Origin of the sequence: Goodfellowiella coeruleoviolacea (assembly GCF_024171785.1) — a bacterium.
GTDB lineage: Bacteria > Actinomycetota > Actinomycetes > Mycobacteriales > Pseudonocardiaceae > Goodfellowiella > Goodfellowiella coeruleoviolacea.
In genome coordinates, this window is the sequence record NZ_JAMTCK010000018.1 from 33,702 (window position 1) to 55,652 (window position 21,951).

Here is a 21,951-nt window from a genome sequence, read left to right on the forward strand (position 1 = left end):
TTCCGCCCCGCGCATTCACCTCGGCGGAATCCGCGTCCTTTCCGCGAAACCACACCTTTCCCCCGGTGCGCCGCCGCACGCGGTGATTTCCCGCCATATCCGACAGGGCTGACAAGCGTTTCCTTTTCCACCAAAACGGACAGCTGATCGCCCGGTCCAGCCTTTTGTGGCAATGGTCGCCGGTGTCCGAATTCCCCACGTTCCCCTTTTTGGCGCACTGGACAAGCACCGTCACCAGGAGTAGGCATAACTCCATACGGTATGCAGTATGAAAAGTGGCCCGGAGCCCCTCGCGCAGCCGGTTCCCCGCCCCAGTCGGCTTTCGTCACCACCTCGAACGAGCCGCCCAGCCGTCCCGGCCGGGCTGGCCGAAGCATCCCGGCGCGCCCGGGTGTCCCTCGCACGTGAGGAGTTGAGGACGCAGATGACGCAGACAGTCCCGCCGTCCACCACCGCCGTCGCCGGTGCGCCGGCCGAGCCCACCGCCGCCCGGGCCGGCGCGACCGAGCCGGAGCTGATCTCCGGTGGCCACCTGGTGGCCAAGGCCCTCAAGGCCGAGGGCGTCGACGTGGTGTTCACCCTGTGCGGCGGCCACATCATCGACATCTACGACGGCTGCGTCGACGAGGGCATCGACGTGATCGACGTGCGGCACGAGCAGGTCGCCGCGCACGCCGCCGACGGGTACGCCCGGATCACCGGCAAACCCGGCTGCGCGGTGGTCACCGCCGGCCCCGGCACCACCGACGCGGTCACCGGGGTGGCCAACGCGCTGCGCGCGGAGAGCCCGATGCTGCTGATCGGCGGCCAGGGCGCGCTCAGCCAGCACAAGATGGGCTCGCTGCAGGACCTGCCGCACGTGGACATGATGGCGCCGATCACCAAGTTCGCCGCCACCGTGCCGGCCACCGAACGGGTCGCCGACCTGGTGTCCATGGCCTTCCGCGAGTGCTACCACGGCGCACCAGGACCGTCCTTCCTGGAGATCCCGAGGGACGTGCTGGACGCCAGGGTGCCGGTGGAGAAGGCCAGGGTGCCGCGGGCCGGCCACTACCGGGCGTCCACCCGCTCGGTCGGCGATCCCGAGGCGGTGCAGCGGCTCGCCGACCTGATCACCCACGCGGCCAAGCCGTGCGTGCTGCTGGGCAGCCAGGTGTGGACCTGCCGGGCCACGGACGCGGCCGTGGAGTTCGTGCGCGCGCTCAACGTGCCGGCGTACATGAACGGCGCCGGCCGGGGCACCCTGCCCCCGGGCGACCCGCACCACTTCCAGCTCTCCCGCCGGTACGCGTTCAGCAACGCCGACCTGATCATCATCGTCGGCACCCCGTTCGACTTCCGGATGGGCTACGGCCGCCGGCTCTCGCCCACCGCCACCGTGGTGCAGATCGACCTGGACTACCGGACCGTGGGCAGGAACCGGGACGTCGACCTGGGCATCGTCGGCGATGCCGGGCAGGTGCTGGCCGCGGTCACCGCCGCCGCGTCCGGGCTGGGCGACCCCGGTGCGGCCGGCCGCCGGGACTGGCTGGCGGAACTGCGCGCGGTGGAGACCGCCGCCTACCAGAAGCGCCTGCCCCGCCAGCTCTCCGACGCCTCGCCCATCGACCCCTACCGGCTGGTGCACGAGATCAACGAGTTCCTCACCGAGGACTCGATCTACATCGGCGACGGCGGCGACATCGTCACCTTCTCCGGCCAGGTGGTGCAGCCCAAGGCACCGGGGCACTGGATGGACCCGGGCCCGCTGGGCACGCTGGGCGTCGGCGTTCCCTTCGCCATGGCGGCCAAGCACGCCCGGCCGGACGCGGAGGTCGTCTGCCTGTTCGGCGACGGCGCGTTCAGCCTGACCGGGTGGGACTTCGAGACCATGGTGCGGTTCAACCTGCCGTTCATCGGCGTGGTGGGCAACAACTCCTCGATGAACCAGATCCGCTACGGCCAGATCCAGAAGTACGGCGCCGAGCGCGGCCGGGTCGGCAACACCCTCGGCGACGTGCGCTTCGACGAGTTCGCCCGGCTGCTCGGCGGCCACGGCGAGGAGGTGCGCGACCCCGCCGACATCCGGCCGGCCCTGGAGCGCGCCCGCCAGTCCGGCAAGCCGTCGCTGGTCAACGTGTGGGTGGACCCGGACGTCTACGCGCCGGGAACCATGAACCAGACGATGTACAAATAGGACAGTCCCACCCGGAAACGCCCTGTCCCCCAACGGTTTTCGGTTCGAGGGAGCACACTCATGGGAAAGGCACTCGACGGCGTCCGCGTCCTCGACATGACCCACGTCCAGTCCGGGCCGTCCTGCACCCAGATCCTCGCCTGGCTGGGCGCGGACGTGGTGAAGCTGGAGGCCCCCGGCGGTGACATCACCCGGCGCCAGCTGCGGGACGTGCCGGACGCGGACAGCCTCTACTTCACGATGCTCAACTGCAACAAGCGCAGCATCACGCTGAACATGAAGGCCGGGCGCGGCCACGACCTGTTCGTCAACCTGGTGCGCCGCTCCGACGTGCTGGTGGAGAACTTCGGCCCGGGCACCCTGGAACGGCTGGGTTTTCCGTGGGAGCGCCTGCGCGAGATCAACCCCCGGCTCATCTACGCCTCGATCAAGGGCTTCGGCGAGGGCCCCTACACCCACTTCAAGGCCTACGAGGTGGTCGCGCAGGCCATGGGTGGGTCGATGAGCACCACCGGTTTCGAGGACGGCCCGCCGCTGGCCACCGGCGCGCAGATCGGTGACTCGGGCACCGGCGTGCACACCGTGGCCGGCATCCTGGCCGCGCTCTACCAGCGGGTGTCCACCGGGCGCGGCCAGCGGGTCAACGTGGCCATGCAGCACGCCGTGCTCAACCTGTGCCGGGTCAAGCTGCGCGACCAGCAGCGGCTGGCGGCCGGCCCGCTCGCCGAGTACCCCAACGACGAGTTCGGCGCGGAGGTGCCGCGCTCGGGCAACGCCTCCGGCGGCGGCCAGCCCGGCTGGGCGCTGCGGTGCAGCCCGGGCGGCCCCAACGACTACATCTACGTGATCGTCCAGCCGGTCGGCTGGGCACCGATCACCCAGCTGATCGGCCGGCCCGAACTGGCCGACGACCCGGAGTGGAGCACACCGGAAGCCCGACTGTCCAAACTGGACAAGGTGTTCCAGCTGATCGAGGAGTGGACGATCCACCACGACAAGTGGACCGTGCTGGAGAGGCTGAACGCGCACAACATCCCGTGCGGCCCGATCCTGTCCACCCGGGAGCTGATCGAGGACGAGTCGCTGGCCGCCAACGACATGATCGTCAGCGTCGACCACCCCGAGCGGGGCGAGTTCAAGACCGTGGGCTGTCCGATCAAGCTGTCCGACTCCCCGGTCCAGGTCGAGCGCTCGCCGCTGCTCGGCGAGCACAACGAGGACGTCTACCTGCGCGAGCTGGGGCTGGGCCGCGCCGAATTCGCCAACCTCAAAGCGAACGGGGTGATCTGACCGATGACAGCCAGCGACCGGACCAGCACCACCGGCCAGCCCGACTACGACCGCGCCGAGGTGCGGGCGGTCCTCGCCGAGGCGATCGCCGCCGGACGCACCGCGCTGACCGCGCCCGAGGGCCGGCGGATCTGCGCCGCCTACGGCATCCCCACTCCGGGCGAGGCCCTGGCCACCAGCGCCGACCAGGCCGCGGCACAGGCCACCCAGCTCGGCTTCCCGGTGGTGATGAAGATCGTCTCACCGGACATCCTGCACAAGACCGAGGCCGGCGGCGTGGTCGTGGGCGTGGCCGACGCGGACGCGGCGCGCGCCGCCTACCAGCGGATCGTGGCCAACGCCCTGGCGCACCGGCCGGACGCGGCCATCACCGGCGTGCAGGTGCAGCAGCTGCTGACCGGCGGCCAGGAGGTGATCGTCGGCGCCACCACCGACCCCACCTTCGGCAAGGTGGTGGCCTTCGGCCTGGGTGGCGTGCTGGTCGAGGTGCTCAAGGACGTCACCTTCCGGATGGCCCCGATCAGCCGCGCCGAGGCCGAGGGCATGCTCGACGACATCGCCGCGGCCGAGGTGCTGCGCGGCGTCCGCGGCGCCGCGCCGGTCGACGCCGCCGGCCTGGCCGAGGTGATCGCCCGGGTCGGCGACCTGGTCACCGACTTCCCGCAGATCAGCGAGTTCGACCTGAACCCGGTGTTCGCCACCGCCGACGGGGTGTGCGCGGCGGACGTGCGCGTCCTGCTGGACCCCGAGCCGGCCGCGCCGCCGCCCCGACCGTCCGAAGAGGACATCCTGCGGGTGATGAACCGGCTGATGAACCCGGCGGCGATCGCGGTCATCGGCGCCTCGGCCGAGCCGGGCAAGATCGGCAACTCGGTCATGCGCAACCTGGTCGACGGCGGCTTCGCCGGGCAGATCTTCCCGATCAACCCCAGGGCCGACGAGATCATGGGGCACAAGGTCTACCGCAGCGTCACCGACGTGCCGGTGGACGTGGACGTGGCGGTGTTCGCGGTGCCCGCCAAGCTGGTGCCCTCGGCGCTGACCGAGTGCGGCCACAAGGGCGTGCCCGCCGCGGTGCTCATCCCGTCGGGTTTCGCCGAGACCGGCAACACCGCGCTGCAGGACGAGGTGGTGGCGATCGCCAGGCAGCACGGCATCCGGCTGCTCGGCCCCAACATCTACGGCTACTACTACACCCCGCGCAACCTGTGCGCGACCTTCTGCACGCCCTACGACGTCACCGGCGGGGTGGCGCTGACCTCGCAGAGCGGTGGCATCGGCATGGCCATCCTCGGTTTCAGCCGCACCACCAGGATGGGCGTGTCCGCGATCGTGGGGCTGGGCAACAAGTCCGATGTGGACGAGGACGACCTGCTCACCTTCTTCGAGCACGACGACAACACCCGGTGCGTTGCCATGCACCTGGAGGACCTCAAGGACGGGCGGGCGTTCGTCGAAACCGCGCGCCGGGTGACCAGGCGCAAGCCCGTGGTGGTGCTCAAGGCCGGGCGCACCGCCCTGGGGGCGCGCGCGGCCAGTTCACACACGGGCGCGCTGGCCGGCGACGACAAGGTCTACGACGACATCCTGCGGCAGGCCGGGGTGGTGCGGGCGCCGGGCCTGAACGAGATGCTGGAGTACGCCAGGGGGCTGCCGCTGCTGCCCACGCCCGCCGGGGAGAACGTGGTGATCATCACCGGCGCCGGCGGCTCGGGTGTGCTGCTCTCGGACGCCTGCGTGGACAACGGCCTGCGCCTGATGGAGATCCCCGACGACCTGGACGCGGCGTTCCGCCGGCACATCCCGCCGTTCGGCGCGGCCGGCAACCCGATCGACATCACCGGGGGCGAGCCGCCGTCGACCTACGAGGCCACCATCCGGCTCGGCCTGACCGACCCGCGCGTGCACGCGCTGGTCCTCGGCTACTGGCACACCATCGTCACGCCCCCCATGGTCTTCGCCGAGCTGACCGCCCGGGTCGTGGCACAGGCCAGGGCCGAGGGGATCGACAAGCCCGTGGTGGCCTCCCTGGCCGGGGACACCGAGGTGGAGCAGGCCTGCGAGCACCTGTTCGACCACGGGATCGTGGCCTACCCCTACACCACCGAGCGGCCCGTGGCCGTGCTGGGCGCCAAGTACCGGTGGGCGCGGGCGGCCGGGCTGCTCGGCGGCTGAGGCCACCGCACGCGGCAGGTCAGGGGCGTCACCGGTACCACAAACTCGGGAGAAAGGTCCTGCTGTGGACGCTTCGAACGCACCAACCGCCGGACCGTCCGACGGTCACCTGGCGGCATCGCACGGTCCAGAACGGGTGTGGCGGGCCGGCCGGCTCGACCCCATGCCCATCCGCAAGCTGCCCGAGGCACCACCGTCGATCCACCTGCTCGGCCCCACCGTCTTCCTGGTCGCACTGGGCGTGGGCATGGGCGAGTCCTACATGTGGCCGCGCCTGGTCCTGGTCTTCGGCCCGGAGATCCGGTGGCTGTTCCTGATCGGCGTCACCCTCCAGGCCGTGGTCATGCTGGAGATGGCCCGCTACGCCATGGCCACCGGGGAGAGCATCTTCTTCGGCGCCGCCCGCGTGTTCAAACCGCTGATGTGGTTCTTCTTCGCGGTGGCGATCCTGGTCTACATCTGGCCGGGCCACCTCTCCGCCGGTGCCGCGGCGTTCGAGCGGATCACCGGCATCCCGTGGGTGATCGCGGCCTGCGTGGGGCTGGTGCTGGTCGGCGTGGTGTTCAGCCTGGCCAAGGTGATCTACAACCTGCTGGAGAACGTGCTGTCGCTGCTGATCGGCGTGCTCGTGGTGGGCACCGCGGTCATCGCCGCGCTGGTCGGCGACTGGCACGACCTGAGCAGCACCCTCGCCGGCATGTTCCACTTCGGATACTTCCCCAGCCAGGCGCTGTCCGAGTCCTGGTTCCCCATCGTGGTCGGCTCGATCGCGTTCGCCGGGCCGTCGGGCATGCAGCAGATGTGGTACACGCTGCACCTGCGGGACAGCGGCGCCGGCATGGGCGCGCACGTGCCCAGCATCCGGGGGCTGCGCCACGCCGGCGCGGAGGAGGCCATGCCGGCCAGGGGTTTCATGTTCGACACCAGCGACCCCGGCGAGATGGCCAAGTGGCGCGGCTGGCGGCGCTGGGTGACCTTTGACGCGCTGCTGCTGTTCTGGGGCATCACCATGCTGGTGACCATCTCGTTCACCGTGCTGGCCCAGGCCGCCTCCCGGCAGAACCCGGACGTGCGCTCGCTGATCGAGTCCGGTGACCGGGAGGCCGCGCTGAACGCCATGGCCGACGCGTTCTCCTCGGTGGGCGGTTCCGCGCTGGGCACGGTCTTCTTCGGGTTCATCGCGCTGATCGGGCTCAACGCCACCCTGGGCCTGTTCGACTCGTTCTCCCGGGGCCAGGCCGACATGACCTACTTCTTCGTGCGGGGCGCCCGCCGGTTCCGCATGGCCCACCTCTACGCCGCCTACCTGTGGGGCCTGATCGCCTTCGGCATCCTCATCCTGCTGTTCGGCCCGGCCGACGGCCCCAGCTCCATTCTGGACATCCTGGCGTTCCTGTCCACGTTCGCCATGGGCGCCTACTGCGTGGTGCTGCTGCTGGTCAACAACACCCTGCTGCCCAAACCCATCCGGCCGAAGCTGCCCACCAACCTGGTCATCGGCTTCGGCGCGGTGTTCTACCTGGGCATGCTCTTCTACAGCCTGGTCCGCTTCGGCGTGGTCGTGGGCTGAGATGACCACGCCGACGATGATCACGACGACGATGACCGCACGGACCCGACTGCGCAGCGCGGCCGAACTCGCCTTCCCCGGATTCGTCGTGGGTCTGCTGGCCGGAGCCGCCGGCGGCGCGCTGACCGCGTTCGTCGCCGGCTCCGCCGGCTGGGCGCTGCTGGCCACCCTGGCCCTGGGTGTCCCGCTCGGACTGCTCGGCGGCGGCTACGGCCTGGTCCTGGCCACCGGCCGGGTCCGGCTCGGGGTGTTCGCCCCGGCCGCGCTCTACTGGCTGGTCGGCTTCCCGCTCGCCCGCCTGGTGCACGAAGTGGTGACGCGGCTGGCCGTGACTGGCCGGGTGGCGCTACCCGATGATCTACTGGGTTTCCTGACCTACCAGGCCGTGATCAGTGCCGGATACGCGATCGGCTTCCTCTGGCTGCACGAGCGGATCGCCCCGCACTGGTTCGCCCGGGTGGGCGGGCACAACCCCGCGGCCCAGCGGCTGGTCACCCGCTACGTGGCGCACGCGCGCAGCGTGCGGGCGGCGCGACAGCGGGCCAGGTCCCGCCGGCCCGGCAGCCGGCGCCGACCGAACCGGCCCGGCCAACCGGACTGGTCGGACTGACCGGACCACCGGAGGCGCACCACCGCAGTGACCGGACCGGCTGGCGGCCGGCCGCGGTACCGGCCGCCACACCGCCGCGACCCGAACCGGAGGACATCGCCATGGGCTTTCCCACCTGGGTGTGGATCGCGACGATCGGCGCGCTGGCCGCCGTGGTCGCCGTCGACTTCTACCTGGTCGCCCGCAACCCGAGGCAGCCGTCGCTGCGCGAGTGCACCACCTGGGTGGTGTGCTACGTGGTGCTGGCGGTGGTGTTCGGACTCGGCCTGCTGGTGCTGGCCGGCCCCGGCTCGGGCGGCGAGTTCTTCGCCGGCTGGATCACCGAGTACTCCCTGTCCGTGGACAACCTGTTCGTGTTCGTGCTGATCATGAGCAGGTTCGGGGTGCCGAGGCGGTTCCGGCAGAAGGTGCTGCTGGTGGGCGTCGTGCTGGCGCTGCTGCTGCGCGGGGTGTTCATCGCGGTCGGCGCCGAGGCGGTGCGCCGGTTCGACTGGGTCTTCTACCTGTTCGGCGCGTTCCTGGTCTACACGGCCTGGAAGCTGCTCCGCGAGGACCCCGCCGAGGAGACCGAGTTCACCGAGAACGCGGTGGTGCGGCTGGTCCGCCGGGTGGTGCCGACCAGCACCGCCTACGGCCGGGGCACGCTGTTCACCCGCGAGGCCGGCCGCCGGGTGGTCACCCCCATGCTGGTGGTGATGGTCGCGGTCGGCACCACCGACGTGCTGTTCGCGGTGGACTCGATTCCCGCCATCTTCGGTCTCACCACCGAGCCGTACCTGGTGTTCACCGCCAACGCCTTCGCCCTGATGGGGCTGCGGCAGCTGTTCTTCCTGATCGGCGGGTTGCTCGACCGGCTGGTCCACCTGAGCAGGGGCCTGTCGGTGATCCTGGCCTTCATCGGGGTGAAGCTGGTCCTGGAGGCCCTGCACGAGCAGGGCGTCGGCTGGGCGCCGGCGATCCCGATCTGGGCCTCGCTGGCGGTGATCGTCGGCACCCTGGCGATCACCGCGGTGACGAGCCTGGTCAGGACCGCCCGGGACAGGCGGGCGCCGACCGCGCCCGCCCGGGACCGGACCGTGTCCGAGGAGGTGGAGGCGGGCTGACCGCCGGGTGATCGGACGCCTCAGCCGGGTCCCGACACCCGGCGCGCGGCGTCAGCGCTGGGCGCGCTGCTGGTCGTCCTCGGTGTGCTGGCGGAGGAACTCCTCGACCTCGGCCACCTCGTTCTCGCGCGCCCGGTCCATCGCGGCCGCCAGACCGAGGCCGAGCACCCGGCCGTCCGCGCGGTGTCCGGGCGGCGGCTGGGTGAGTGAACGAACCACGTCCCGCCATGCTGGCATGACTGCCATCTCCTTTCCCTCGCGCTGACCGGCAATGGCCGACCAGCCGATTCCGGGTGGGGTCGACCGGGATGATCAGGCGGACCGCCGGTTACCCGGCCCCGCCGTTCTCATTCGTCGTCCCGGCCGCCGTTCTCGGTGTTCTCCCCGTTGTCCGGACCGGCCGACTCGGCACCGGAAACGGTTTTCTGGTGTTGTTCCCGGAGTCGCCGGCGACAACACCGGCGGGTGCGCTCGGTGTGCGCCCGCATGATTCGCGCGGCTTCCTCGCCGTTGTTCCTGGCGATCGCCGCCACCAGGTCGGCGTGCTCCTGCCAGGACTCCGCACCGCGCAGCCGGGCCGCCAGCGCCGCGCACCACCGCGCCCGGCGCTCCACCTGCTCGGCGAAGTCGATGAGCACCTGGTTGCCGGACAGCTGGGTGATCAGCGCGTGCAGCCGCGCGTTGGCCCGCACCTGCCCCGGGATGTCCGTGGCCGCCGCCGAGGCGCGGCCCTGTTCGCACAGCTCGGCCAGGCGCTCGGCGTCCGAGGCGGTGGCGCGCGGCGCGGCCAGCCTGGCGGACTCGGTTTCCAGCAGGCAGCGCATGGCCAGCAGCTGGTCGGCCGCGTCCTCGTCCGGCAGGTGCACGCACGCGCCCTCGCGGGGGCGCAGGTCCACCCAGCCCTCGGTGTGCAGCCAGTGCAGTGCCTCGCGCACGTGCTGGCGGGGCACGCTGAGCCGGTCGGCGAGTTCGGCCTCCACCAGCGGCTGCCCCGGAGCGAGATCACCCGTGGTGAGCCAGCCGAGCAGGGCCTCGTAAACGCGCCGGCGCAGCGGCATCGGACCGGATATTCCTCGTGCCGGCGAAAGATTCGCCAGGGTGGACGGCACCATTGTCAGCTCCCGTTGACCACCGGACCGCCGCCGGCATCAGCGTGACGTCGGCTACCTTTTCCCATCGATTTCCCGAAGGATACAGTCTCTTTACCAAAAGGGTTTGCCGAACGCCCACACACCGGTAATTCCCCGTGGCCGCGTTATCCGGGCCCATCACGTGGAATCACCGTCGAAAAGCGGCGGCCACTCCTCCTCGATCACGCGTTGTCTACTGTATTCAGTATACAGTCCACCACGGCCAGCGACCACCCCTCGCGGGTGTTGTCCACCCGCCCGCGACCGCTCCGGTCAGACCACAGTGGACGGTCAGGGCACGGCGCGGCCCCGCACCCCGCGGTCGTCAGCCGCGCGCGACGAGTTCGGGGGCGGCGCCGAGCCCGAGCCGGTGGGCACCCGTGTAGACGTTCATGGAGGCCCCGCGCAGGAAGCCGACCAGGGTCATGCCCTGCTCCTCGGCCAGGTCCACGGCCAGCGACGACGGCGCCGACACCGCCGCGAGCACCGGGATGCCCGCCATCACCGCCTTCTGCACGAGTTCGAAGGACGCGCGGCCGCTGACCATCAGCACGGTCGCGGTCAGCGGCAGCCGGTCCTGGCGCAGCGCCCAGCCGACCACCTTGTCCACGGCGTTGTGCCGGCCCACGTCCTCGCGCAGGCACAGCAGTGCGCCGTCCGCGGTGAACAGGCCGGCGGCGTGCAGCCCACCGGTCCGGTCGAACACCCGCTGGGCGGCCCGGAGCCGGTCGGGCAGCCGCGACAGCGCGGCCGGGTCCAGCCGCAGCGCGTCGTCGCGCACCGACCAGAACGCGGTGGCGCGCACCGCGTCCAGGCTGGCCTTGCCGCACAGCCCGCACGAGGAGGTGGTGTAGAAGTTGCGCCGCACCGAGGCGTCCGGCTCGGCCACCCCCTCGGCCAGCGCCACGTCCAGCAGGTTGTAGGTGTTCTCGCCGGTCTCGGTCGCGCCGGCGCAGTAGCGGATCGCGGCGATCTGCGCGGAGTGGCGCACCACGCCCTCACCGACCAGGAAACCGGCGGCCAGGTCGAAGTCCGCGCCCGGCGTGCGCATGGTCACCGTCAGGGACTGGCCGTTGACCCGGATCTCCAGTGGCTCCTCCACGGCCAGCGTGTCCGGGCGCGCCGAGGACACGCCGTCCACCACGCGCAGCACCCGCCGCCGGCTCGTCACCCGTCCCATCGCGCCCACCACCCGTTCCGTCGCACCTGCTCGACACACCCCGTGCCACAGCCACTATCACCCGCGGCACCGCCGCCGCACGATTGCATACAGTATTTCCCCAATGCGCCCCGGTGGCGACCCCCATCCCACCGGGCGAGGATGATCGAGAAGCCCCACCACCCCACCCGACAGGAGACACGCGGTGAACACCCTGGACACCTGGGCCGCACAGGTCCTCGCGGAGTTCGACCTCGACCCCGGCCTGCTCGACCGCACCGCCGTGCTCGACGTGGCCAGGGACGTCGCCCACGGCGTGGCCCGGCCGGCCGCCCCGCTGACCACCTACCTGCTCGGCATCGCCGTGGGCCGGGGCGCGGATCCGACCGAGGCGGCCGCCAGGATCAGCCAGCTCGCCACCGAGTGGGCCGCCACCCAGCCGGCCGACTCCGCACACCCACCGGCGGGTCACACGGCTGACAAATCACGGTGAGTGATCAGCACTCACCCCGTTCAGCCGGCATCCACTGCTCCACACGGCCTATTTGCCCCCGGGTGGGAACCGATCAGTTGATCGCTGCGTCATGCTGCTAGAACCGTGACGACCACGATCGGGGGAGAGCGCGATGCCGGACAGCGTCGAGGCCGCCGAACAGATGGTCTCCCAGTGGGAGAAGAACATCGCCGACCGGGCCCAGCGCTACCAGCAGATGGCCGACCGCGTGCAGGGCATGTCGATCACGGAGGCCAGCAGGGACGGCTCGGTCCGGGTGACCATCTCGTCCAACGGTCTGCTCACGAACCTGACCATCGCGGAGAGCGCGCGGGACAAGCGGATGTCCGAGTTGTCCGCGCAGATCATGACCTGCCTGCAGCGGGCCCAGTCGCGCATTCCCGAACTGCTGCAGCAGGCCATGGCGGAGACGATCGGCACGACCGACCAGACGGCCAACGCGCTCTTCGCCGACGCCAAGAAGCGCTTCCCCGCTCCCCCACCCGAGGAACCGGGGCCGGCGGCGCACCAGGTGACCCGGGAGATGCGGTTCGGCCCGGCCGACGAGGACGCCCCACCCCCGCCGCCACCCGCGGCCACCCCGCCCGCCGGGCCACCGCCGCCCGCGCAGCCGCGGGCCACACCGCCACCGCGCCGGCGTCCGCCGGAGGGCGCGGACGAGGAGGACTTCGGCGGCCAGTCGTATCTGTCCTAATCGGACGGGCAAGGAGGGGGAGGTCCGATGACGGACGGTTATGAGCTGGTCAGCGGCGGCCTTGAGGAGCACGGCGGGCAGCTGGACGGGCTGGTCGACCGGTTGCGCCAGGCGGTGGACGCGGCCAAGCAGGTGAGCATGCCCACCGACGCCTACGGCATCGTCTGCCAGCCGTTCCGCATGATGCTGGACCCGGTGGAGCAGTTCGGCATCAACGCGCTGCAGAAGGCGGTGGAGGCCATGGAGTCCACCGCCAAGGGCATCCGCGACACGGCCAGGACCTACCAGGACATCGAGGACAACAACGCCCAGCTGTTCCAGGGCGGACAGGGCTGATGGCACAGGACAACCCACTCGTCGCACAGGCACCGCAGGACCCGGACGGCCCCGGCCCGTTCACCGCCGGCACCGGGGACAACGGCTGGGCCACCGGCATCGGGATCGCCGAGTCGGCCATGGACGCCTTCAACGGCATCAAGGACGGCAACTGGGTCGAGGGCGGCCTCGGCGTGCTCAGCTTCGCCGCCGAGGCGGCCGGCATGGCCATCGACCCGTTCGGCACGCTGCTGTCCTCGGCCGCGTCGTTCCTGATGGAGCACGTCCAGCCGCTCAAGGACATGCTCGACTCGCTGGCCGGCGACCCGCCGGTGATCCAGTCGTACTCGGAGACCTGGGGCAACGTGGCCAAGGCCCTGGGCGAGGTGCAGGCCGACTACGGCGCGGCGGTGCAGTCGGGCACGGCCAGCTGGCAGGGCGGGGCCGCTGACGCCTACCGGTCGCACGCCAGCGAGCAGGCCGAGGCGATCGGCGGCGCGGCCACGGTGGCCAGCGCGATCAGCACCGTTGTGATGATCATGGGCGAGGTCGTGTCGTTCGTGCGGGAGACCGTGCGCGACCTGATCGCCGACCTGGTCGGCAAGCTGATCGCATGGGTGCTGGAGGTCGTGTTCTCCCTCGGGTTCGGCACCCCGGTGGTGGTGGCCCAGGCGGTCGCGGCGGTCGCCAGGTGGGCCAAGAAGATCGGCGACCTGATCAGGAAGCTGATCTCCACGATCAAGAAGGTCTCGCCCCTGCTCGGCAAGCTCGCCGAGGTCTTCACCAAGATCATCAAGGTGCTCGGCAAGCTGGTCGGCAAGGTCACCGGCCTGGACGGGATCAACACCAACGCGATCATCCCCGGCGGCTTCGTCCAACGCCGCGGCCGCACCGCCCCCGACCTCAACGGCTCGGGCAGCCCCGACGGCTCCCCCGGCTCCGGCGACGCCGACGGCCCCGGCGACTCGGGCGGGTCCGACAACCCCGGTGGTTCCGACAACCCGGCCACCACTCGCTCCGCCGATCCGGGTTCGACCGGCTCCAGCGGCACCACTCCCAGTACCTCCCCCGGTTCCCCCACCTCACCCAACCCGGTGGTGGACTCGTCCGCCCGCACTCCCTCGTCCGTGTCCCCCTCGGCCGGTCCCAGCACCTCCGCTGACTCCCCCAGCCCCCGTTCCACCGGGGGCGGCACCGGCTCGGCCGATCCCAGCGACCACCCCACCGGTCCCGCTGGCGGCGGCTCCCACCCCACCGGCACCACCAACGCCCCCTCCGGCACCCGCCCCACACCCGACGCGGACGCACCCGGCGCCGGCCCGCGCAGCTCGTCCAGTCCCGGTTCCCGAGGCTCCGACTCGCCCACCGGGTCCGGGAGCAACCCCGGCGGCGGCAGCCACGCCTCGGCTGGTGCCAGCGACAGCGGCGGCCCCGGCTCGACCGGTACCAGCCACTCCGGTGGTGCCGGCAGCGGCGCGGGCAGCGGTGTCCACTCGCCCAGTTCCTCGGGTGGCAGCGGCGCCCACCCGACCAGCCCTGCCGGTGGCAGCGGCTCCCCCACCTCGCGCGAGACCCACACCAGCGCGGTCGCGACCGAACCGGACGCCCGCCCGCAGCCCGACCAGTCCAGCCACCACCCCGGTGGCCAGCGCGAATCCGCTGGCAGCGGCCACCAGCAGGGCCAGCCCCAGCCAGCCATGTCCGGTGCCGCCACGTCCGGTGCCGCCACCCCCAGCGCGGCCAGCCCCGGTGCCACCGGCACGTCCGGCGGTTCTCCGGGACCGCGGCCTGGCGCTGGTGGCGGCTGGACCGGCACCCCCGGCAGCCCGGCCGCGCCCACACCACGCACCCCGGACGCGGCCCCCAGGGGCGGCGGCCATTCCGGGACCCCGGACCGCGGACCCGGCGCTGGCGGCACGACGCCCACCACCACCCCGAGCAACCGCCCGCACACCACACCAACCAGCTACCAGCCCCAGCCAAGCCGCCCCGGCGACTTCGGCCCCGGCACCGGCGGACCAGCACCCCGGCCGGACGGCTCCGGTCCCACGCACCCCGGCGGCAGCCAGCACCCCGGTCCCACCGGACCGACCGGCAACCATCCCGGTGGCCCGGCCGGCCCCAACGCCACCCACCCGACCGCCGGCCAACGCCCCAACACCCCGACCACACCGCACAGCCAGGGCGCGTCCCCCACCGGCGCCCAGCCGACCGGCCCGCACGTCCCGCCGGGCAGCCGACCCCCGGCCAGCCACACCGGCACCCCAACGCACCCGGGGCCTGGCTCGCCCCCCGGCGCTCCCCACCGCCCCGCCACGCCGGGCTCCCACGCACCAGCGCACCCCCACCCCCCGGCGGGCCCCGCCACCCGACCCGGCGGCACGCACCCGGGCGGCCCGCCCACGAACCGGCCACCAACCGGACCGGGCACACCCCACCGCGCCGACACCACACCCAGCGGCGGGCGCCCCGGCGGCCCGGACACCCACCGGTCACCGACCGCCGACACCCCCCGCCGCCCCGACGGCACCTCACCCCACTCACCCCACTCCCCCGACCGCCCGGACTCCGCCGCGCCCAACCGCCCCCGCACCGACGGTCCCACCACCCCACACCGCGACCGGTCCAACAGCACCCACGAATCCGCCGACACCCCGCACCGCGACCCCAACGGCCGAGACCGCGCGCCGAATCCGAACCAGGACCGGCCGCACGACCGGGACCACGGCACCGAGAACCGGCCGCACACCGACCGTGCCCGCCACGACGAGCACAACCGCCGTGACCACGACGCCGACGGCGGCAACGACCACCACGGCACCCCTTCCGACCACGGTGAGGTCCACCCGGAGCACGTCAACAACACCCAAGCCGAAACCACGCCGGCAGGGGTCTCCTATCACCAAGGCGACCCGAACATGGGTGACCTGCCCAGCAGAGTGCGGCCCGACCCGAACCGGTTCACCGTGGACGTGCACGTCACCGCGGACGGCAGGGCGCGCATCGGCGACCGCACCTACAGTCCGGAGGAGTTCGCGCGCATCCTGCGCAACAATCCGAACTTCGACGGCCGCCCCATCCGACTGATCGGCTGTGACGCCGGCTCCAACGGCTTCGCCCGAGACCTGTCCCTCCACCTCGGCGTACCCGTGACCGCGCCGCGCACCCCCGCCTGGACCGACAGCAGCGGCCGCGTCTTCGCCTCGAACTACGCGGTTGGCCCCGACGGTTCTGTCCGTCCCAAGTGGCCACCAGACGGCGGCTGGGACACCTTCACCCCACCCGACGGCGCCTCCCATCCCGCCAGCGACGACGCCTTCCCGCCAGACCATCACAACGACTCAGACAACCTTGGTGACCGCCCAGACGACGCCGAGGCCCGGGGTGATGACAGCCAGAAGGTCGAGAAGACATTTGACTTGGGCGACCCAATCGAGCGGAACCCCGACTTCGTCGAGCGCCATCCTGACCACCTCCCAGCGGACCATCAGCACCCTCAACTCCTTGAGACACTGGACCGAAACCTCTGCGAACCGCGCAACCCAGCAGACGGCCCGATAACCCATTACAACGGCAAGCTGATCGAGGATTACCTGCGGGAGGTGATGATTGACCGCGCCAAGCTGATTCACCTCAAGATGGCGGACAGATCGATCGCCCCCGGATGGAAAGGAGAGAAGATCGGAAACTGGGCCAACAAGAATATCGGCTGCCTCTCGGTCACAGTCGACCGGCAGACTGGCAACATCTATGAGTCGATAAACGGGCCACGCACCTCAACCATCCCTGATCCACACCCCGCCATCAGCAACCGCAGGGAGCAGATGCGGCAGCCACTTGATGATGGTGGGGGCTACCAGCAGTACGATCGGGCAACGGGGCAACCCATGCTGAGGAACGGCGAGCCTTGGAAGACAGAATTCCCCTTCAACGACGAGCCGTTTAGACACGCCGAGGTCAAGAACGTTAATCAAATACTTCACGACCGGGGCGTACCGGCGGACATCTCCCCGGAGGAACTCGACAAGATTCTCGCGGAACTGCGCGTAGACAACGTCTTCGCACAGTGGGATCCCCCCAAGATGGCTCCCTGCTGCCCCAACTGCCACCGCATGATCTCCGGTGTGGCAAGCAGCGCCAGTAGGCTAGAATGGCCAGAAGGGCACCCGAACTTCAAGGTGATTCCAGAGTGACAGAACGAATCCGAGTGCACGAAGATGACACTGAGCGCGACATCGACGACTGCGTGCTCTACCAAGGTAAGCCGTTCACAGGAGAGGCGATAGACACCGCCGAAGACGGCTCCTTGGTATCTGTCTATTCATACTTCATGGGGTTCCCGGACGGCCCATATCAGGAGTGGTACACCCCGGAGCAGCTACACAAACAGGGACAGATGCGGGATGGCCGCCCCGTCGGTATCCATCGCGAGTGGCACCCCAATGGTCAACTTGCCGTAGAAATGGAGTTCAATGAGCACTCCAATCTGCTTCGCCAGAAAAAATGGGACAACCAAGGAAACCTTGTTTCCACCACTCCGCACCACCAGAGCTGACCGTTGACAGCATGGACCAGAGACCGCTCACCCAAGTGAGATTTCCGCAGCAGAAGGCGCGCGATTCAACCTCGGAGAATCAACGACAGCACCGCCACGCAGAAAAGCGTCGGAACACACTCCCCACCCTGACTCTTCGGGTAACTGAGGGGAAACCAACAGCATGCCGAAATGGCAGCAGCTCAGTCCAGCTGAGCAACAGCAGAAGCTCGTCGATATCACCTCACGAGTGGTCGCAACCTTGCCACAGGGCTGGCAGCGGTTCGTTCTCAGGACGGCCGTGATCGGTTCACACAGTGAGATGTCGACAGGGATCCGCATGCCTGACGGCACCATCCGCAACTGGGCCTTTCCGGCCGAAGTGTGGCGAATGTTCCAGCAGTTGCGCAAGGGCATGTACATCGAAGGAATCGGCACGTGGATCGAATTCGAATACGTTGTAACCCCTCCAGCCCACTTCAGCATCCGCTTTAACCACGAGAACGAGCCAGGATTCACCGCTCCACCAACCGAACAGAATTTCGCGACCGAGTTCCGATGGTTTCCGCGAACAGATGGGAACATGCCAGCGTGGTTTCGTCGTGGCTTGAACGGCACCACTCCCACCACTTGAGACAAGAACAACGCGCCGAACCTGGAACGCGGCCCATCGGGTAACGCGCCACAGCGAGGTTGAAAGTATTCACAACTGAGCAACTTCGGGCGGTTGAATGGCCTCGCCGCGTCAACCGGCGGTGCCCGGTTATAACCCCGCTGCGCACACCTGCCCCTAGTCAACGAGCCGTTGGCCGTTCGCGAACACGCGTGGACGCCACTGGTGGGAGCGGGCAGGACCCGAATCGCTCCGAGCGCGCTGATTTCAGGTCAGTCCTCGGTATCCATGCCCTGTCAGCACTCCAGGTTGTCGCTACACGCGTCCCCTCGCCTGGCCGTCTGACGTCGGGAGAAAACGGAGTAGTCAGTCCGGGCGGGGCTGGGTCATGAGAAGGTATGGGCGCCCACCGCACGAGAGCCCGGTTCCGGTGTTGCTCGTGCGGCTACGTCAAAGAGATCCACACGACTTCAGGAAAGCAGGGCGACTGGCGGCCTGACAGCAGACAGCCGTTCCCGGATGCGACGTACCACATCACCGACCAAAGCTGCAGCGTCTACACATTCCACACCGATGGTGAGGGCCGGACCGACCGCATGTCTGGGGACCTGGTGCACACCGGGTCCGACAATGCGCGGCGCAGTCCGGACCAGGCACCGGTCGGGCACGAGGGACGCGACGAGTACCGCGAGCACAACAGGAAGACGATCGCGGAATTCCGCCAGCAACATGGCCGCGCCCCGGAGCCGCACGAGGTGGTCCTGTACGAAGACGTCGGCTGGAATGGCGGTCACCTCGCCGGCACCGAATTCGATGGTCCAGGCGAGTACATCAACATGGTGCCGATGCTGGAAACACTGAATCAGCGTCAGGCGGGTTCAACTTTTCTGGACAATTACCGGGCCCTGGAGGAGCACTGGGGAGACCTCCTGAGCCGCACGCCAAAGCCGAAACTCAGCGTTCAGGTCGAGATGGACTACCCGTCAAGTGGTAAGAAGACACCTGACTACATCAGGGTCCAGTACTGGGTCGACGGCGTGCCTGCCGATCCGCTGGTCTACAAGAACGTGCCACCGCGCAAGCGCTGAGCAGCGACCGAAGAAGGAAGCAGATGACGGAGCCGTTGAACCCGGTCGAGCAGGAGGAACTCGTTCGCGAGGTTGGCAGTGCCCTCCTGTCCGACGCCCCAGAGGGTTGGCAGGAATTGACGCTGTCCTTCCGCTCGACGGTGGCGATCGACACCGCGACGTTCCTGTGTGTCGACGGCAGCGGCCAGCAGGTTCGACTGGTACCGCCGACGCGGGCACTCCGCGTGCTCAGCCGGTTGCGGGAAGGCATGTACGTCGAAGGCAAGGGCACCTGGTTCACGGCGCGCATGACCATCCAACCGCCTGGGCGGTACGAGATCGAGTACGACTACGACAACGAACCAGCGTTCACCCCCCCCCCCCCCCCCCCCCCCGGGCACCTACGCCCCCCCCCCCCCCCCCCCCCCCCCCCCCCCCCCCCCCCCCCCCCCCCCCCCCCCCCCCCCCCCCCCCCCCCCCCCCCCCCCCCCCCCCCCCCCCGCTGACCGCGGGCACCTACGCCATGGATTTCGACTACTTCCCCCGTTCGGAAGACAACATTCCAGAGTGGCTGCGGCAGAAGCTGGCTGAAGCGGAGAGCGGGGGCAAGCGCTGACAGCTCACTCACAGAACTCCTTTTTGCCGCCGAGGACGTCTCGGTGTCCAATACCGGTGACCCGCAACCGCAGACGTTCCAGCGAAACATCGAGAAGCGTCTGCTCGTCACACGCATCACGCGCGGACCCGCCCCCAGCGCTCAGCACCCGCCTGTTGGGTGAGTCCGTACTGACAACATATGAGCGTGTCGTCCTCGGGCGCCGCGGACACCGCCAGTGGGACGAACAGCGGCTGAGCCGACCCAACGGGGTATTGACGCAGAAGGCGCGCCTCGCTGGCGGTGTCCTACGAGTTCTCCGCGTTGCCACGCCACGCCGTCCTCGCCTGGCCGTCTGACGTCGGGAGAAAACGGAGTAGTCAGCCCGGGCGGGGCTGGGTCATGAGAAGGTATGGGCGCCCACCGCACGAGAGCCCGGTTCCGGTGTTGCTCGTGGTGACTCGTCGAGCACGACTCGGCCAACCTCTTCCGGAGTGCCCGGCGCGCGTCGGAGGCGAAAGGTAAGGTCATCGTGCCTTGTTGGGGGACCGAGGAGAAGGACGCATGACACAGCCACCAAGGCCGTTGGACCCGGAACAGCAGGAGCAGCTCGTCCGGCAGATAGGACGGGCCATGCTGCAGGTCGCGCCGCCGCAGTGGCAGCACATCCGTGCCGAGTACCGGGCGGCCGGCCGGCACATCGAAGTGGATCTGGTCATCACCGGCCCCGACGGGACGCCCCGCCCGGTGCAGCCGCCCATGGACGTCGTGCAGATGTTCGGCCAGCTGCGCACCGGGATGTACCAGCCTGGTCGGGGCACCTGGCTCAGCGCGGTCTACCAGATCGAGCCCCCGGCCAGTTACAGCGTGGACTTCGAGCCGGACCAGGAACCCCAGTGGCGGCGGGTGCCCCCGCCCATCGGCTTCCAGGACGAGCTGCGCTTCTTCCCCCGCGTTGACGAGCAGATCCCCGCCTGGCTGCGGCAGCGCGTGGGGCTTCCGCCGGTGCCACCACCGGCCCAGCAGGCACCCGGCCAGCCCGGTGTTCCAGGCCAGCCCGGGCAGCCAGGCCCTGGACAGCAGCCGGGGCCGGGCACTCCCCCGCACGGCACACCGCAGCAGCCCGGCGCGCCGGCTCCGGGCATGGGGTCGCCGAACACCCCGGCCGGCGGTTTCGCCGCGCCCGGTGGCCTGCCCACGCCGGGCGGTGGTCTGCCCATCCCGGGCGGCCTGCCCACGCCGGGTGGCGGTCTGCCCGTTCCAGGGGGCCAGCCAACTCCGGGTGGCGGCCTGCCCATCCCCGGTGGCCCGCCCACCCCGGTCGGCGGTCTGCCCACGCCAGGCCAGGCAGGGGGACCGCCCGCCCCGCCGCAGGGCCAGCAGCAGCCGGTCCAGGGTGGACAGTTGCGGACCGCCCGGGTGTTCGACGGCAACGACGAGAACGGTCGGCCCATCGTCAACCGTCCCGGGGTGTCCCCGGACGAGCGCGAGCGGCTGATGGCCTACCTGGAGGGCGCTCCGGTGGTGCTGGCCGCCCGGTCGTTCGCGGTCGACGAGTTCGCCCCGGACCAGCAGCCGGCCGTGCCGCTGACCTTCATGACCGACGGCACCTGGATCTGGCCCGGCGCCGTGCCCTACTACCTGCGCAACTACTCGGTCCCGCCGGACCCGAACCTGCTCGCCCACATCCGAAGCAGTGGCTTCCAAGTTCCGGAGGTCAGCGAGGAGACCAAGGACAGGGCGGTGGCCGTGATCACCGGTCAGCAGGCGCCGCCGAATCGCTGAACGGGCGTTCGCCCCGAGGGGGTGGCCAGGCTGCCGGTGGGCGCACGGCCGCCCCCATCGCTGTCGCCGCCATTCCGGTCACCCCCAGCGACCGGAATGGCACGCCGCACCGGATTCCTGGCCACGGCGGCGCGGTTCGGCCACCCGGTCCGAGATCCCGCGCCAGCGCGACGTCGGGCACGTATTCCACGTACCCCCTCACGCACCGGGTGTGACGCCCGCAATCGGTGGCTGGTTCCCGTCGAGAACTGTTCACGCCACGTTTGGGCATTGCGGTGATTTGGCAACAACAACAGCGTCCGCGCCCCGGCACGACCCGCCCGGGGCAGCCAGACCACTGCCGCCGCGCCGTACCGGCGCCCAGCCGGGACCACAGGTGACGGGCCCAGCCCCGGGCACGAGCACCGGGCAAGGCCACGTCGTGGCCGACGACCGGATCGCACGCACCTCTGCCCCTCGCCCACCGCGCGCAGCCCGCCAGTGGCCGGCGCGGCCAGCACAAGAACGCGTGTTTTCCTTCGGGTGTGCGGATTCCGGAAATGGACCGGAATCCGAATTGGCGAGCGCCCGCCACCGGCGCTCAATCTGGAATCGCCGACGTGATCACCGCACCGCGATTCG

The 21,951-nt window shown here is 70.3% G+C and carries 17 protein-coding genes; 14 read left to right on the forward strand and 3 right to left on the reverse strand.

Annotation, left to right across the window (positions count from 1 at the left end; translation table 11 throughout):
- Positions 1–424: 424 nt before the first annotated feature.
- The 6 genes from LX83_RS31565 to LX83_RS31590 all read left to right on the forward strand — a co-directional run bounded on the left by LX83_RS31565 (position 425) and on the right by LX83_RS31590 (position 8,924).
- Positions 425–2,176 carry a thiamine pyrophosphate-binding protein gene (locus tag LX83_RS31565; RefSeq protein ID WP_253778057.1) on the forward strand — a complete coding sequence of 584 codons (1,752 nt, stop codon included), beginning with the start codon at positions 425–427 and terminating at the stop codon, positions 2,174–2,176.
- A 60-nt stretch (positions 2,177–2,236) separates the two neighbouring features.
- A complete protein-coding gene (gene frc / locus LX83_RS31570) occupies positions 2,237–3,466 on the forward strand; it encodes a formyl-CoA transferase (RefSeq protein ID WP_253778060.1) in 1,230 nt (409 codons plus the stop codon).
- 3 nt (positions 3,467–3,469) lie between these two features.
- On the forward strand, positions 3,470–5,641 hold the full coding sequence (locus LX83_RS31575; RefSeq protein ID WP_253778062.1) for an acetate--CoA ligase family protein: 2,172 nt from the start codon (positions 3,470–3,472) through the stop codon (positions 5,639–5,641).
- Between the two features lie 163 nt (positions 5,642–5,804).
- Positions 5,805–7,211, forward strand: a complete 1,407-nt coding sequence (locus tag LX83_RS31580; RefSeq protein WP_253778064.1) for an Nramp family divalent metal transporter — start codon at positions 5,805–5,807, stop codon at positions 7,209–7,211.
- A 31-nt stretch (positions 7,212–7,242) separates the two neighbouring features.
- Complete coding sequence (locus LX83_RS31585; RefSeq protein ID WP_253778066.1) at positions 7,243–7,821, forward strand: hypothetical protein; 579 nt, start codon at positions 7,243–7,245, stop codon at positions 7,819–7,821.
- A gap of 101 nt (positions 7,822–7,922) precedes the next feature.
- Positions 7,923–8,924 carry a TerC/Alx family metal homeostasis membrane protein gene (locus LX83_RS31590; protein ID WP_253778068.1) on the forward strand — a complete coding sequence of 334 codons (1,002 nt, stop codon included), beginning with the start codon at positions 7,923–7,925 and terminating at the stop codon, positions 8,922–8,924.
- 51 nt (positions 8,925–8,975) lie between these two features.
- On the opposite strand, the gene LX83_RS31595 is transcribed toward LX83_RS31590, so the two are convergent.
- The 3 genes from LX83_RS31595 to fdhD all read right to left on the reverse strand — a co-directional run bounded on the left by LX83_RS31595 (position 8,976) and on the right by fdhD (position 11,234).
- Positions 8,976–9,161 (reverse strand): hypothetical protein, encoded by a 186-nt coding sequence (locus LX83_RS31595; RefSeq protein ID WP_253778070.1) that lies wholly within the window; start codon positions 9,159–9,161, stop codon positions 8,976–8,978.
- A 110-nt stretch (positions 9,162–9,271) separates the two neighbouring features.
- Complete coding sequence (locus LX83_RS31600; RefSeq protein WP_253778072.1) at positions 9,272–9,982, reverse strand: GntR family transcriptional regulator; 711 nt, start codon at positions 9,980–9,982, stop codon at positions 9,272–9,274.
- A gap of 397 nt (positions 9,983–10,379) precedes the next feature.
- On the reverse strand, positions 10,380–11,234 hold the full coding sequence (gene fdhD / locus LX83_RS31605; RefSeq protein WP_253778074.1) for a formate dehydrogenase accessory sulfurtransferase FdhD: 855 nt from the start codon (positions 11,232–11,234) through the stop codon (positions 10,380–10,382).
- 184 nt (positions 11,235–11,418) lie between these two features.
- Between fdhD and LX83_RS31610 the strand changes: the two genes are divergently transcribed.
- The 8 genes from LX83_RS31610 to LX83_RS31655 all read left to right on the forward strand — a co-directional run bounded on the left by LX83_RS31610 (position 11,419) and on the right by LX83_RS31655 (position 21,330).
- Positions 11,419–11,706 carry a DUF6457 domain-containing protein gene (locus tag LX83_RS31610; protein ID WP_253778077.1) on the forward strand — a complete coding sequence of 96 codons (288 nt, stop codon included), beginning with the start codon at positions 11,419–11,421 and terminating at the stop codon, positions 11,704–11,706.
- A gap of 133 nt (positions 11,707–11,839) precedes the next feature.
- Positions 11,840–12,421 carry a YbaB/EbfC family nucleoid-associated protein gene (locus LX83_RS31615; protein WP_253778078.1) on the forward strand — a complete coding sequence of 194 codons (582 nt, stop codon included), beginning with the start codon at positions 11,840–11,842 and terminating at the stop codon, positions 12,419–12,421.
- Positions 12,422–12,448: 27 nt separating this feature from the next.
- Complete coding sequence (locus LX83_RS31620; protein ID WP_253778080.1) at positions 12,449–12,757, forward strand: type VII secretion target; 309 nt, start codon at positions 12,449–12,451, stop codon at positions 12,755–12,757.
- Complete coding sequence (locus LX83_RS38160) at positions 12,757–16,929, forward strand: hypothetical protein (RefSeq protein ID WP_301329229.1); 4,173 nt, start codon at positions 12,757–12,759, stop codon at positions 16,927–16,929. The genes LX83_RS31620 and LX83_RS38160 overlap by 1 nt, the downstream gene beginning before the upstream one ends.
- Positions 16,926–17,291, forward strand: a complete 366-nt coding sequence (locus LX83_RS31640) for a toxin-antitoxin system YwqK family antitoxin (protein WP_253778084.1) — start codon at positions 16,926–16,928, stop codon at positions 17,289–17,291. The genes LX83_RS38160 and LX83_RS31640 overlap by 4 nt, the downstream gene beginning before the upstream one ends.
- Positions 17,292–17,454: 163 nt before the next feature.
- Positions 17,455–17,904: a hypothetical protein gene (locus LX83_RS31645; protein ID WP_253778085.1), complete on the forward strand. Its 450-nt coding sequence runs from the start codon at positions 17,455–17,457 to the stop codon at positions 17,902–17,904.
- 377 nt (positions 17,905–18,281) lie between these two features.
- Positions 18,282–18,971, forward strand: a complete 690-nt coding sequence (locus LX83_RS31650; protein ID WP_253778086.1) for a DNA/RNA non-specific endonuclease — start codon at positions 18,282–18,284, stop codon at positions 18,969–18,971.
- A 1,138-nt stretch (positions 18,972–20,109) separates the two neighbouring features.
- Positions 20,110–21,330, forward strand: coding sequence for a hypothetical protein (locus tag LX83_RS31655; RefSeq protein ID WP_253778087.1), 1,221 nt, complete (start codon positions 20,110–20,112; stop codon positions 21,328–21,330).
- Positions 21,331–21,951: the final 621 nt, after the last annotated feature.